Source organism: Ruegeria sp. YTSA064 (assembly GCF_059610325.1).
Window position 1 is genome coordinate 225,188 of sequence record NZ_JBXWNK010000005.1, and the last position, 14,734, is coordinate 239,921.

The 14,734-nt window shown below is 56.8% G+C and carries 9 protein-coding genes and 1 tRNA gene; 5 read left to right on the forward strand and 5 right to left on the reverse strand.

Translation table 11 applies throughout. The features are described from left to right. The first annotated feature begins 20 nt into the window (after window positions 1-20). The 5 genes from AC2FI7_RS09650 (at window position 21) to AC2FI7_RS09670 (ending at window position 8,621) form a co-directional block, all read left to right on the forward strand. Window positions 21-3,110, forward strand: a complete 3,090-nt coding sequence (locus AC2FI7_RS09650) for a hypothetical protein (protein WP_496815860.1) — start codon at window positions 21-23, stop codon at window positions 3,108-3,110. Window positions 3,111-3,460: 350 nt separating this feature from the next. Continuing rightward, window positions 3,461-3,534 (forward strand) — tRNA-Gly (locus AC2FI7_RS09655). A 282-nt stretch (window positions 3,535-3,816) separates the two neighbouring features. Beyond that, complete coding sequence (locus AC2FI7_RS09660; protein ID WP_010441871.1) at window positions 3,817-5,637, forward strand: ABC transporter transmembrane domain-containing protein; 1,821 nt, start codon at window positions 3,817-3,819, stop codon at window positions 5,635-5,637. Window positions 5,638-5,795: 158 nt separating this feature from the next. Then, window positions 5,796-7,685: an acyl-CoA synthetase gene (locus AC2FI7_RS09665; protein ID WP_010441872.1), complete on the forward strand. Its 1,890-nt coding sequence runs from the start codon at window positions 5,796-5,798 to the stop codon at window positions 7,683-7,685. A 12-nt stretch (window positions 7,686-7,697) separates the two neighbouring features. Then, the gene (locus AC2FI7_RS09670; RefSeq protein ID WP_010441873.1) at window positions 7,698-8,621 is read left to right on the forward strand and encodes an alpha/beta hydrolase; all 924 of its coding nucleotides are present in this window, start codon (window positions 7,698-7,700) and stop codon (window positions 8,619-8,621) included. Window positions 8,622-8,629: 8 nt separating this feature from the next. Here AC2FI7_RS09670 and AC2FI7_RS09675 read toward each other — a convergent pair whose 3' ends face one another. The 5 genes from AC2FI7_RS09675 to AC2FI7_RS09695 form a co-directional block, all read right to left on the reverse strand. Beyond that, complete coding sequence (locus AC2FI7_RS09675) at window positions 8,630-9,466, reverse strand: alkaline phosphatase family protein (protein WP_010441874.1); 837 nt, start codon at window positions 9,464-9,466, stop codon at window positions 8,630-8,632. A gap of 162 nt (window positions 9,467-9,628) precedes the next feature. Next, window positions 9,629-11,266, reverse strand: a complete 1,638-nt coding sequence (locus AC2FI7_RS09680) for an ABC transporter ATP-binding protein (RefSeq protein WP_010441875.1) — start codon at window positions 11,264-11,266, stop codon at window positions 9,629-9,631. Continuing rightward, window positions 11,263-12,078 (reverse strand): ABC transporter permease, encoded by an 816-nt coding sequence (locus AC2FI7_RS09685; RefSeq protein WP_029621990.1) that lies wholly within the window; start codon window positions 12,076-12,078, stop codon window positions 11,263-11,265. Before AC2FI7_RS09685 ends, AC2FI7_RS09680 begins: the two co-directional genes overlap by 4 nt. Beyond that, window positions 12,078-13,034: an ABC transporter permease gene (locus tag AC2FI7_RS09690; RefSeq protein ID WP_010441877.1), complete on the reverse strand. Its 957-nt coding sequence runs from the start codon at window positions 13,032-13,034 to the stop codon at window positions 12,078-12,080. The genes AC2FI7_RS09685 and AC2FI7_RS09690 overlap by 1 nt, the downstream gene beginning before the upstream one ends. A 15-nt stretch (window positions 13,035-13,049) precedes the next feature. Further along, a complete protein-coding gene (locus tag AC2FI7_RS09695; RefSeq protein ID WP_010441878.1) occupies window positions 13,050-14,636 on the reverse strand; it encodes an ABC transporter substrate-binding protein in 1,587 nt (528 codons plus the stop codon). Between the last annotated feature and the right edge of the window lie 98 nt (window positions 14,637-14,734).

Genomic DNA, 14,734 nt, shown 5'->3' on the forward strand with positions numbered 1-14,734 from the left:
GCTTTTGAACGGAGGCAGACATGCCGGAAACAGTATTTGAACGCGCGCCAGACGGCGCAATCATTGGACTTCAGCATCATGGCGACCCACTTGAGGGGCGTACAAAAGGAACCAGTGCGCTGGATGTGGCCCAGGCCTATGTCGCCGAAGTGGCGGGCTTCTACCGGATAACGCCTGATTTTCTTGATCGGCTCGGTGAGAGTGTTTCGGGCAAGTATGATCGCGAGGAGGGCAGCAAGCTGCGGCTGGAAGAATCCAAGGCGGTACAGTCCTTTCTGATCTTCACATTTCGCCAGACCCTTCACGGAATTCCGGTCTGGGAACGCGGCCTGACGCTGCGAATGGCTGGTCCAGACAATGTGGTCACCGGTTCGTCCTCAAGCGTCGCTTCCGATATCGAACTCGGCAATCCTCCCACACCGCCGGCCAGCCGAGACAAACAAGCTGGCACGGTTCTGCGCGAAGCGGTGAAAGGGGCCAAATTCACAAAATTCAAAGTCAATGACATCCAGGACTTTGTTTATCGCTACGACGCGAAACATCGTCTGCCGCACAAAGAACCGGGCGAGATCGAAGGTGCCAAGTTGACCCCGCTGCCGGATATCGGCCGTGTACCAAAGGGCCTTAAGGACGGCGAATGGCGTTTCGCGAGCCTTGTGCATTTTGGCTGCAAAATTCCCGACTACGGAGAGCTGAACTGGCGGGCACTAGTCGACTGGGAAACCAACGCGGTGCTCTATATCCGGCCCTTGGTGGGCTGCGTCTCGGGCTATGTCTTTACTGACGACCCGATCTCACTTTCAGGAGATTCCGAGCTTGATCCGACGGCGCCGGTCGCGCTTTTGGACGCACAACGCGAGCTGGTGGCACTGGAACGGTTAATATTACCGGGCGGAGGCGCACCGGTGGAGCTGAGCGGCGAACTAGTGGCAGTACGCGACCTCGACACGCCGAACATCGCCCCACCGACTGAAAATGCCGGTGCCGCATCGGTCTTTGACTATCCCGCCGACAGCGACGATTTCGCGGCAGTCTGCGCGTATTACAACCACGATTTCCTGTATCGCTTCGTCCAGTCTTTGGGCTTCGATCTGCCCAGCTATTTCGACGGGGTAACCTTTCCGGTGGATGTGGATCACCGTTGGTTCAATCCCGCTGCAGGGCCGGTGAACGCCCAGGCCCCCGGCAATGCCATAGGCGACGGTGTTCTACGATTTCGCTATGCACTGGCGGCCAATGGGTCCACGGTCGGCATGGCTACAGACTCGCGCGTTTCGGCGCATGAGTTCGGGCACGCGGTGCTGTGGGATCATCTCAATTGGCCCAATTTCGGCTTTTGTCATGGCTTTGGTGACGCGCTGGCGGCAATTCTCTACGATCCGCAGGGCATCGCGCCGGATCGTTTCCGCACCTTCCCCTTCAGCAATCTGATCACCCGGCGTTGGGATCGGTCGGTTGCCTCGGGCTGGGGCTGGGGTGGTACGATGGACGTGGGCGGATATCTGTCAACCGAGATCAACGCCACAACGCTGGGCCGGATCTATCGATCTTTGGGCGGTGACTCTACCGATCTGGACGACAGGCTACATGCCAGCCGCTACACGATCTATCTGATCCTGCAGGCGGTACCGCTTTTGGCCGGGATCGTGCCCAACACAGTCGAAGGTTTTTCCCGGGCCTTGCAGGAATCTGACCAGAACACTGCTCTATTCGACGGTGCAGCCGGAGGCTGGGCACACAAAGTGGTGCGCTGGGGCTTTGAGAAGCAAGCCCTCTACAACGGAGCACCGCCCGATGTGGACGTCTTCATTGATGACGGACGGCAGGGTGAATACCCTTGGCAACAGTCAGGCAATGTCGCCCCCGGCATATGGAACCGGCATCGTCCCGACGGGGGCACCGACCATGAAACGCCGCGCCGCTGCGTCGAGAACTATCTGTATGTCCGGATCGGCAATCGCGGCAACTACCCAGCCCAATCAGTGACGTTATCAATGGCCCGCGCGACCGAAGGTAAGGGTGCCACATGGCCGGACGACTGGGAACCGCTTATTGTAGGAGAGCCCATCGGCCAGTCCGTGCATTGTGGCGACGAAGTGATCGTCGGCCCCATCCCGTGGTGCCCCGAGGACATATGCGAGGAATACGTCCTTGCCAGCGCGGATACGCCGGACGATCGCAGCAATGTCGAGACGATTGCAGGCAGTCTACCTGTCGACCGGCTGGCGCTTGGTGACAACAACGTCGCCCTCCGCCGATTGGAGGTAAACCGCGCCGAAGATGACACCCCTTGCTGCGAGGAGGAAGAACCGAAGATGACCTATCGTTACGCTGTCAAGTTCGTCTGCGGCTGTTCCAAAGGCCGCATTTTATCCACTGGCCGCTATCACACAGCAATTAACATCGGCAACGGCAGCGGAGAACCGGTGCGTTTCCGCAAACGGGTATCCTCTGCCTTGCCAAACGAGAAACCGGGCAATGTCTCAGCCAGGACAAAAAACAAACTCGGACCTTGGGAATCGATGGAGATCGATTGTGAAGACGTGGCGCGACATCTGCGTGTGGCCGAGTGCTGTTTCCTGAAGGGGTTCGTCTTTATCGACAGCGAAACACCGCTGGACGTTGTCGCGGTCTACACCGCAGCCCATGGTGAAGGCGAAGTGGAAACAATCGATGTCGAACCGGTCGTGCCTCGGCTGATCAAAAAGACGCCACCACCACCTCCTCCACCTCCGCCTCCGGATACCGAAGAGAAGCCGGATTTGATCCCGGTACAGCCCTTCCCGCCCGGTCCGCCACCCTTCCCGGCTTGGTATTGTGAGGAACCACGCAAGTTGAGGATCATCGTGCGTAACATTGGTGCAGGGGCCGCGGGACCATCGACCACACGGGTCGATTTCTTCCAGAGCGGCGTGGTGGTAGACTTGCCAACGCCGGCGTTGGGGCCAAACGGGGATGAGACCACCCTGTCGCTCGTCTTCCCTGACGACGTCAAAGGTGGCGAGCAGATCCCCTTCAAGATTACCGTCAATGCCAATCCGGTCGATGGCGTGGTGGAGATTGACACCACCAACAACAGCGACTCCTCTTCCTGCGGCCTGGCCAGCTAGGGAGCGCCGCGGGTAGCCCGGGCCTGTATTGGCCCGGGCTGCGCGGCCACGAATTTTTGGTAGCACAACTCCATTGCATTCAAGGAATAAGTCTCGTCCGCGGGGGTATCTTTCGCACCCATAGCGAACGGTAGGTTCGACGGGCCGCAGTGCAGCGACCGAGTGTGGTGGTCAACAGCCGGTTTGGACCTGTTGTGCCATGACTAGAGATGCATTCTTTCCTGATGTCGAATTGGATCATCGATGTTTTAATAGCAAACAAAACTACCGGAAGGTTGAATTGTTTTCTTACTCTCGGGTGGTTCCACTTGACCTCCATATTCACATGAAATAGGAGGTGCTGTACTTGAGCGGGCGTTGTGTAGTGGTAAGACCTTAGCCTTCCAAGCTAATGACGCGGGTTCGATTCCCGCCGCCCGCTCCAAGAAATCCCTTCCGACACATGACCTACAAAATCAGAAGAGATTTCTCCTTAAATATTTAATAAAAAACAAAATAATTTGAATTAAAGCGTTTGTCTTCCAAGCTAATGACGCGGGTTCGATTCACGCCGCCCGCTCCAGTTCTTTCCCCATGCCAGTTGCGTCAAATGGCCCTTATCGGGCTGCAAATCTCTGCCTTCAGCTTGACCATAACCGTCGCTGCCGCCAAGAAGCAGTGATTGACGCCCGTTTTGGGGCGAATGACCACAACGTAAGGGCCAGACATGGCAAATTCACGCTCCGCCAGTCCAGCGAACAAACCGGCTCCGGGCACTCAGGAAGAGCGCGCGGGATCCAGAAAAATAGGTGTTCTGGCATCGTTGTGGCCCTTCATGAAGCCTTACCGATTACTGATGATTGGCGCGACACTTGCGTTGATTTTGACGGCGAGTATGACGCTGACGCTGCCGCTGGCAGTACGCCGGGTCGTTGACAATTTTCGCATCGAAGATGGCGAGCTGCTGGATTGGTACTTTTTGGCGGCTCTTGGTATTGCAGGCATTCTCGCGGTCGGGACGGGTATTCGCTATGCGTTGGTGACGCGGCTGGGCGAGCGTGTTGTCGCTGACATCCGGAGGGCTGTCTTCGATCGCGTGATTGGTATGAGCCCCGAGTTCTATGAACGGATCATGACTGGAGAGGTGCTCAGCCGGATCACGACCGATACGACGCTGATCCAATCGGTTCTCGGATCATCGGTATCGATCGCGTTGCGCAACATGCTGATGTTTGTCGGCGGGCTTATTTTGATGTTGCTGACATCGGCCAAATTGACAGGGATGGTCCTGCTGCTAATCCCCGCGGTGATCGTGCCTATACTGGTTCTGGGCCGCAGATTGCGAACCATCAGCCGGGAAAATCAGGACTGGATCGCGGCGTCTTCTGGCAATGCAGGTGAGGCGCTTGGGGCGGTGCAAACTGTACAGGCCTTCACCCATGAACAAGCCAGCCGTGCGCAATTTGGCGAAATGACAGAAATTTCGTACGAAGTTTCTCTGCGCCGTATTCAGACCCGTGCGGTCCTTACTGTGATCGTAATTTTCCTGGTGTTTTCTGGTATCGTCGGCGTGCTGTGGATGGGTGCGAATGACGTGCGCAATGGAGCGATGACCGAAGGTGTTCTGATCCAATTCGTGATCTACTCGATCATCATGGCAGGCTCGGTCGCCGCCCTTTCGGAAATCTGGAGCGAACTGCAGCGCGCAGCCGGAGCAACTGAGCGGCTGGTCGAACTTCTAAACGCAGAGGATACGGTTAACGACCCTGCGCAAGCCAAGACGCCGCCAGCTCCGGTGCGGGGCGAGATTCGCTTTGACGACGTGACTTTCCACTATCCCGCACGCCCGGACGTGGTAGCGCTGGATCAGTTTTCACTGCAGATCGACCCCGGTGAAACCGTGGCCTTCGTCGGACCTTCCGGCGCAGGCAAGACAACCGTGATCCAGATGATCCAGCGGTTCTATGATCCGGATTCCGGGCAGGTAAGCCTCGACGGGCTTGATCTGCGCGAACTAGACCGCAACGACTTTCGCCAGCATATCGCGTTGGTTCCACAGGACCCAGTTATATTTGCCGCCTCGGCGCGTGAAAACATTCGTTTTGGCCGCCTGGATGCTTCGGATGCCGAGGTTGAGGCAGCGGCGCGCGCCGCTGTCGCGCATGAATTCATCTCGGCGCTACCTGAGGGCTACGACAGCTTTGTGGGTGAACGCGGTGTGATGCTCTCGGGTGGGCAGAGACAGCGCATCGCCATCGCCCGCGCCATTCTGCGCGACGCGCCAGTCCTGCTGCTGGATGAGGCCACCTCGGCACTCGACGCAGAAAGCGAGCGCGCGGTGCAGGGGGCTGTCGATAATATGCGGGCCGGGCGTACCACGCTGATCGTGGCGCACCGTCTGGCGACCGTGAAGAAGGCGGACCGGATTATCGTGCTCGAGGCCGGGCGCATTGTGGCACAGGGAACGCATGACGATCTGGTGTCGCAGGACGGTTTGTATGCCCGATTGGCGCGTCTGCAGTTCACTGACGGGGTGGCCGCAGAATAAAGTGACGCACCGGCACATCCGGAATCGCCGTTGCGTCATTCTACATTTTCTCACAGCTGATCGCTAAGCCCTTGCTTGCGCGAGTTGAGTTTTACTTCCATCTTGGAGGCAACGAAAACCCGCGCGTGACACGGGAGAGAGATCAGGGGAGGAGCCACATGGCCTTTGTGGGAATCGAAGACAAGGCGCGTATGGAACAGGAGATGCCATGGGAGGACCGGGATGTGCCTGTGACCTTCCACCAGCTTTTGTCGCGGACGGCGGGCAGGTTCCCGAACCACAAGGCGATCAGCTTTCAGTTGCTATCTGGCCCGACCGACAAAGCAGAGACGCTGACCTGGTCGGAACTGCTAGGCAAAGTCAATCAGGCGGCGAATCTGTTCCGCTCGCTTGGGATCGGTGAAAAGGATGTGGTGGCATATGTGCTGCCCAACTGTAACGAGACCCTGGTCACGATGATGGGCGGAGCGGTGGCGGGGATTGTGAATCCGATCAACCCGTTGCTCGAACCCGAACAGATTGCAGCGATCCTGCGCGAGACCAAGGCGAAGGTTGTGGTCACTCTGAAATCCTTCCCCAAGACGGACGTGGCCCAGAAGGTTGAAGAGGCTGTGCGCCACGCACCCGGCGTTCACACGATTCTCGAGATCGACTTGAACCGTTATCTGACGCCGCCAAAATCCTGGCTGGTACCGTTCCTGCGCCCCAAGATGGGTGACAAGGAAAAGCTGGCCCACGCGACCTATAAGAATTTCATTGCTGAGCTGAACAAGCAGCCAAAAACGCTGACCTTCGAAGACAGCAAGGAAGATCGCGTCGCGTGCTATTTCCACACCGGCGGCACCACAGGCATGCCGAAGGTGGCGCAGCACAAGTATTCCGGTCTGATCTACAACGGCTGGCTGGGGCAGACTCTGCTGTTTGACGAAAACGATGTCATCATGTGCCCGCTACCGATGTTCCACGTTTTTGCGGTGCATGTGATCGTGATGGCAGCCGTATCGTCGGGTGCCCATGTCATATTCCCGACACCTGCGGGGTATCGCGGTGACGGTGTCTTCGACAATTTCTGGAAGCTGATCGAGCGCTGGAAAGTCTCGTTCATCATTACGGTGCCCACCGCGATTTCTGCCAAGATGCAACGCCCGGTGGATGCGGATATCTCATCCGTCAAAACCGCGTTCTCGGGCTCGGCTCCACTACCGGTTGAACTCTTCCGCAGGTTCGAAGAGGCCACAGGCGTGACCATCGTCGAAGGTTATGGCCTGACCGAAGCCACTTGCCTTGTGTCGTGCAACCCGGTGGATGGAGAGAAAAAGATCGGTTCGATCGGTATTCCGTTCCCATATACAGATGTGAAAATCCTGCAGGACGGGCCAGATGGTCCGACCGAATGCGGTGTCGATCAGGTCGGCGAAATCTGCATCTCGAACCCTGGCGTTTATGCGGGCAACACCTACACCGAGGTCGATAAGAACGTAGATCTCTACCATTTCGACAAGTACCTGCGCACGGGCGATCTGGGCCGCTTTGATGAGGATGGTTATCTTTGGATCACAGGTCGGGCTAAAGACCTGATCATCCGCGGCGGCCACAATATCGACCCCGCCGAAATTGAAGAGGCGCTTCTGGGGCACGAAGCTGTCGCCTTTGCGGGCGCGATCGGTCAACCGGATGCACACGCAGGCGAACTGCCATGTGCGTTTGTTGAGCTGGTCGACGGGGCCTCGACCACGGACAAAGAGCTGCTGGAGTTCTGCAAGGTTCACGTCCACGAACGCGCTGCACAGCCCAAGCATTTGACCATTCTCGATGAACTGCCGAAAACTGCAGTAGGCAAAGTATTCAAGCCTGATCTGCGCAAGCACGCGATCACGCGTATATATAATGGTGCTCTGGAAGCCGCCGGCGTCGCGGCACGGGTCGTTTCTGTCATCGACGACAAGAAACGCGGGCTCGTCGCGCAGCTTGACGCGAACGGCGCGTCCGAGGACGATGTGGCCAAGGTGCTGGGTGCGTTTACCCGACCGTGGGAGTGGTCTGAATAATCTGGAGGGACAATGGACTATGAACGTCTAATCGACGAAGAGACCTGGGATTTCATCCGGCGTACCGCCGAGAGCTATCCCGATGATACAGTCGAAATGTCCATTGCTGACCAACGCCGGGTCTATGACACGATGTGTCAGGATTTTCGCCAACCGCGACCCTCGGGCGTTGATGTTCAGGACAGGTCCGCCGATGGCGTGCCTGTTCGCGTTTACACTGCCGGTGATCCCACTCGAAATGTGATTTACTTTCACGGCGGCGGGTTCGTCGTGGGCGGACTGGACAGTCATGATGATGTCTGTGCTGAAATCTGTGTTCAGACTGGCTATCGGATAATCTCTGTCGATTATCGCCTGTGCCCTGAATATGTGCACCCGGCGCAGTTTCAGGACAGTTGGGCTGCTGTGAGCTGGGTGGTTCAGGAATATGGCGATCCAATCGTTCTGGCGGGAGACAGTGCAGGCGGTAATCTGGCTGCAACCGTTGCGCATTATGCCCGAGGGCGATTAGATAACGTGCTGGGTCAGGTTCTGATCTATCCCGGTTTGGGCGGTGACATGTCAAAGGGTTCATATATCGAACATGCAAATGCGCCGCTTTTGACCCTGGACGACATCCGGTTCTACCAAACTGTACGCTGCGGTGGGCCTGCACCGAATAACGATCCCTCATTCGCTCCGTTGCAGGATGATGATTTTTCTGGCCTCCCACCGACGGTTGTTGTGACGGCTGATTGCGATCCACTGCGGGATGACGGACCGGCCTATTGTAAGCATATAACTGCGGCAGGTGGGTTGGCCCATTGCATTAATGAACCGGGGTTGGTTCATGGGTATCTGCGCGCCCGAACTTCGGTCAGGCGCGCCGCTGACAGCTTTGAGCGTATCTCGGTGGCGATCGAGGCGCTGGGGCAGGGGATCTGGGCTTACGACTAACAAGTGCCTCAGGTCAGGAACGATTTGGCCTTCATAGTATCTGCCACAGGCGCACCGACGCGCTGTAGTATGGTTGGCGCAAGCTGAAGCTGGTCGATCACGGTCTCGGTGTCAGGCCCTTCGGCGTCACCAAAATAGTAAAGAGCCGTTTCCTGCTGTAACGGGCTGCGCCCGCCATGATGGCCGCGTTCATCTTGGCCATGATCGGCGGTTACGATGACATCGTAGCCAAGCTGCCGCCAACGCGGGATGAAAGGTGCCAGCATTTCGTCCATGACGAAACAGGCGTGGTCCATTTCCTCACAGTCGTGGTAGAAACGGTGCCCCATACTGTCCAGCGTGCAGGTGTGCAGAATACCGTAATCCAGACCAAACCGAAGGCACAGGTTGGTCAGCGTGGCGAACAGATCAACATCGGATGGCGTCATCTGGTTGGCTTTGCCGTAGCCAGTCATCGAATGGAATCTGCCATGGTTGATGGTCTTGCTGTCAGGCTCGTCATATTCCACATCACGAACGTAGTCGAAGGGGTGACGGTTGAAGAATTGCGACCAGTAGCTATGCGTGACCGCGCCGGTCACACCGCCCGCTTCTCGTACCTGACTGAAGACGTCCTTGTGGGACAGCCGAAACACGTTGCCATTACCGGTGCAGCCATGCTGTTGCGGTGTGACACCGGTATGGATCGAAGCGTAGCAACTGGCTGATGTCGAGGGCAGGACAGAGCGCAGTTTCCAAACTCGCGCATCGCCGCTGTCGACCCATCCTTCAAGATTGCCAAACAGTCTGCGAAAGTTGCGCCACGGTACACCGTCGAGAATGATCAAAAGCAGTTTGCGGTCCATTGTCCGGCCCTATTCTTTTCGAAGTATTGGTTGTCGCGACCCTAGGGGATTCGCTTGCACGGGGCTGCCCATTTGCGCCCTAAAATGTAAAATCCCGACGTTTGTTTTCAGTCAAACGCCGGGATTTCCAAACATTATGCTATGTTCGGGATAAGTCCGGGATTAGTTGCCCGCACTTTCCATTTTGCGATGGGCGACAACCTCTTCCAGCCAACCCAGATGCATTTCGGGCACCGAGCTGAGCAGCAAATCGGTATAGTCATCGAAGGGTGGGCTCAGCACCTGCGACTTGGGTCCATAGCGGACCACGCGGCCCTGATACATCACCGCGATACTGTCACTGATGGCGCGCACCGTCGCCAGATCGTGGGTGATGAACAGATAGGCCACATCCTCGATCTTCTGCAAGTCGAGCAGCAACTTGAGGATGCCATCTGCCACAAGCGGATCGAGCGCCGAGGTGACCTCATCACAGATGATCATTTTGGGCTTGGCCGCCAATGAACGAGCGATGCAGACCCGCTGTTTCTGACCGCCAGACAGTTCGGCTGGGTAGCGATCGATGAACTTCTCGCCCAGCTCGATCTCATCCAGAAGTTCTATGATACGCTTGCGTTTCTCAGCACCGCGCATGTTGAAGTAAAACTCCAACGGTCGCCCGATGATCGTACCGACTGTTTGCCGCGGGTTCATCGCGACATCCGCCATCTGATAGATCATCTGCAACTCGCGCAGATCTTCAAGTGAACGGCCCTTCAAGTCGGGGCTAAGTTTCCGACCGGCAAAGGTGATCTCGCCATCGCGCGGCGGCAGCAACCCGGTGATCACACGGGCCAGCGTCGACTTGCCTGAGCCGGATTCACCCACCACAGCCAATGTCTGCCCCGGATGAAGCTCAACATTGACGTTGTGAAGAACGTCGAAGTTCAAGCCTTTGTAGCGCGCGGTAATACCATCGACGCTCAGCACCGGATCCGCAGTGGGCTGCTTTTCTTCGTGTTCAATCGAGCGAACCGAAACCAGCGCCTGAGTATACTCTTCTTGCGGATTGTTGATGATCTGATCGGTGTTTCCATACTCGACCGTATTGCCCATCCGCAGAACCATGATGTCGTCGCTGACTTGTGCGACAACTGCAAGGTCATGCGTGATGTACAACGCAGCGACACCTGTATCGGCGATGGCCTCCTTGATGGCCATCAGGACGTCGATCTGAGTGGTCACGTCCAAGGCCGTGGTAGGTTCGTCAAACACAACTAGATCCGGTTCGGGGCACAACGCCAGCGCTGTCATGCAGCGTTGCAACTGACCGCCCGAAACTTGGTGTGGGTATCGATCACCGATATTGTCCGGATCGGGCAGGCCTAGCTTGGCGAACAATTCGCGCGCGCGGGCTTCGGCCTCTTTACGAGAGAATTTCTTATGTTCGACTGCAGCTTCGACCACCTGATCCATGATCTTTTTGGCGGGGTTGAACGAGGCGGCTGCTGACTGCGAGACATAAGACACCTCGCCGCCGCGCAGGTTGCGGATATCACCCAGCGCCGACTTCATGATGTCACGGCCGTTGACCCAAACCTCGCCACCGGTGATCTTAACGCCGCCCCGGCCATAGGCCATCGAGGCCAGACCGATGGTCGATTTGCCAGCTCCGGATTCACCGATCAACCCCAACACCTTGCCGGGCGCGAGGTCAAAGCTGACCCCGTGCACGATTTCGATGTCATGGGGCTTTTCGCCCGGCGGATAGACGGTCGCGCCGATCTTGAGGTCGCGGACCTTGAGAAGGGTATCACTCATCCTCGGCCTCCTTTCAGCGATGTGGTACGGTTCAGAACCCAGTCAGCAACAAGGTTGACCGAGATCGCTAGCGTGGCGATGGCCACTGCAGGGTAGAGCGCGGCACCAATACCGTAGACGATGCCGTCCTTATTCTCTTTCACGATGCCGCCCCAATCCGCCAAGGGCGGCTGGACGCCAAGGCCTAGGAACGAAAGCGTCGAGATGAACAGGACCATAAAGATGAACCGCAGACCGAACTCGGCCACCAGAGGCGACAGAGCGTTCGGCAGGATTTCTCGGAAAATGATCCACCTGCGTCCTTCACCGCGCAGTTTGGCGGCTTCGACGTAGTCCATCACGTTGATATCCACGGCGACAGATCGCGACAGACGATATGGTCGGGTCGCATCCAACAGGCCCATCACAAGGATCAGGATCGGAACGGTTACCGGAACGATTGCCAGAATAACCAGCGCCAGGATCAGCGTAGGGATCGACATGATCAGATCGACCGTCCGGCTAAGCGCCTGATCGGCCCATCCGCCCAAAACTGCAGCAAGTAGGCCCAATGACGTTCCCGTCAGAAAGCTGAGAAGTGTTGCAGCTGCGGCAATGAAGATTGTTGTGCGCCCGCCATAGATCATGCGGGTTAGCAGATCGCGGCCGATATTGTCCGTGCCCAGCAGATGCTCGGAGCTACTCGGCTCCCAAACGTCGCCGACCACTTCTGCCATTCCATAAGGCGCGATCAAGGGCGCGGCGATCGCGACAAAGAAATAGGCGCCGGTGAACATAAGGCCAATCAGTGCCGAAAGAGGAATGTTCTTTATCATTTCGGATGCCTCAGTCTTGGGTTGGCAAGGATCGACACGATATCCGCGACCATGTTCAACCCGATGTAAACGGCTGCAAACACCACACCGCAGGCCAGAACAACAGGCACGTCACGCTTTGTCACGGCATCTACGAGGTACTGCCCCATACCGGGATAGACGAAGACAACCTCGACCACGACGACACCTACGACCAGATAGGCCAGGTTCAGCATGACAACGTTCACGATAGGTGAAATCGCGTTGGGAAAGGCATGCCGGGCGATAACCTGAAAGGTGCTCAAACCCTTTAGTTCAGCCGTTTCAATATAGGCGGATTGCATAAGATTAAGAATGGCAGCGCGTGTCATGCGCATCATCTGCGCCAGAACCACCAGCGTCAGTACGAAGGCTGGCAAAGCAATGGCATTTAGCTTTTGCCCAAACGACATTGAATCGTTGACCATCGCTAGCGAGGAGAACCAGCCCAGTTTCACTGAGATGTAGTAGATCACCACGTAGCCGATCAGAAATTCCGGTATCGAAACCGTTGTGAGCGTGATCGCAGAGATCAGTTTATCCGGCCAGCGGTTGCGATAACGCACGGCCAGAAGTCCAAGAAAGATTGCAAGTGGAACGGAAACGATGGCAGCGACGCATGCCAGAAACAGTGTATTTCCAAGGCGTTTTCCAATGCTCTCAGAAATATCCAGCTTGTTTGTCAAGGATTGGCCAAGATCGCCCTGAAAAATGCCTCCCAGCCATTCGAAATAGCGGGTCAGGGCAGGGCGGTTCAAACCCATCTCTTCGCGCAGGTTAGCAAGGGCCTCTGGGGTTGCGGACTGCCCCAGGACGGCTTGCGCGGCGTCTCCGGGAAGGGCTTCGGTCAGGCCAAAAATCAAGGCCGAAGCGCCGAGCAGCAATAGGAGTCCCAGCGCCAGGCGCTGGGAAACCAATTTGATGATAGGATGCATTATCCGTAGCCCGTTTTAGACGAACCACATTTTGCGGGATATGTTGCCGTTCATCATCTCTTGCGTCGGGTCAGATTCCCATCCGTCCAGTTGGTTGCTGATGCCCTCGACAAAGTCGTTGAACATCGGACAGATCAGGCCGCCTTCGTCGCGGACCATCCGGCCCATTTGGCTGTAGATGCTTTTGCGTTTTTCAACGTCCAGCTCTGCCTTTGCCGCGAACAGCATATCGTCGAACGCCTGAACCTTAAACCGAGTGTCGTTCCAGTCTGCGGTCGACAGGTACGCGGTCGAATACATCTGGTCCTGAACCGGACGGCCTCCCCAGTACGAGGCACAGAACGGCTGAACGTTCCAAACCTCGGACCAGTATCCATCGTTGGGTTCACGCTTGATTTCAAGCGGAATTCCAGCCTGTGCGGCGGTCTGCTGGAACAGTGCAGCGGCGTCCACAGCACCCGGGAAGGCACCGTCGGCTACACGCAATATGATCGGCGAACCATCATGGCCGGACTTTTTGTAGTGCTCTGCAGCTTTCTCAATGCTGAATTCGCGCTGTTCGATGGTTTCATCAAACAATGGGTAGGCTGCGTTGATCGGCATGTCATTCCCGATCGAGCCATAGCCACGCAGGACTTTGTCTACCAATTCCGCACGGTTGATTGCGTATTTCAACGCGGTGCGCAATTCGTTGTTGTCGAACGGAGCCGTGTCGCAATGCATGATGAAGACATAGTGACCGCGACCGGCGGTTGAATGCACGGTCAGGTTTGGTGCACGGCCCAACAGGTCGGCAACTTTGGGTTCAACGCGGTTGACGGCGTGGACCTGTCCGGACTGCAGTGCAGCGGTCCGCGCAGTTGCATCGTTGATCACAACAACTTCGACGCTGTCAAAATTACCGAAATCGCTGTTCCAATGGTTTTCGTTCTTGGTGAACAGGTGACGGACGCCGGGTTCGTCCACTTCCAGTTTATACGGACCTGTGCCGATACCTGCCGCCGGGTTATCCATGCCCCCATCGGGCTGAATAATCAGGTGATAGTCGGCCATCAGATACGGCAGGTCGGCGTTTGGCTCGGTCAATGTGACTTGGAAATTGTCTCCATCGGCCTTCATCGACTCGATGCCTTTCATGATGCCCAATGCACCTGATTTGGAATCTTCGTTGGAGTGGCGCTGCATAGTTTTCAGCACGTCATCGCTGGTCATGGTCTTGCCGTTGTGGAACTCAACCCCTTGACGCAGCTTGAACGTCCATACTTTGGCGTCTGCACTTCCTTCGACGCTTTCCGCCAGGCGCGGTTCAATGGTCCCGTCGGGGGCCACTTCGACCAATTGGTCACCGAATTGCTTGCCGTTCTGGAACGGGACTGAGCTTGCGTAGGTTGCCGGATCAAGTGAGTTGGTCGATTCACCGCCCTGCAAACCGAATTTCAGATCGCCGCCCTTTTTTGGGCCAGCCGCACGTGCGGCCTCGGCAAACATATTGCTTGCGATTGCGGCCGAGACACCCAGTGCCGCTGCTTTACCCATGAATTCACGGCGGGTCAGCTTACCAGCCGTGACCTGCTTTGACATGTGAGTGAGTTGTTCGTTCATCCAGAGATCTCCCAGTTGATTGGATGTTCGGTCCATTGTTGGACTTTTTATTGACGCGTGAGTCAAAGTAGGGGCAATGCAGGGTGGTGGGCAAGTGA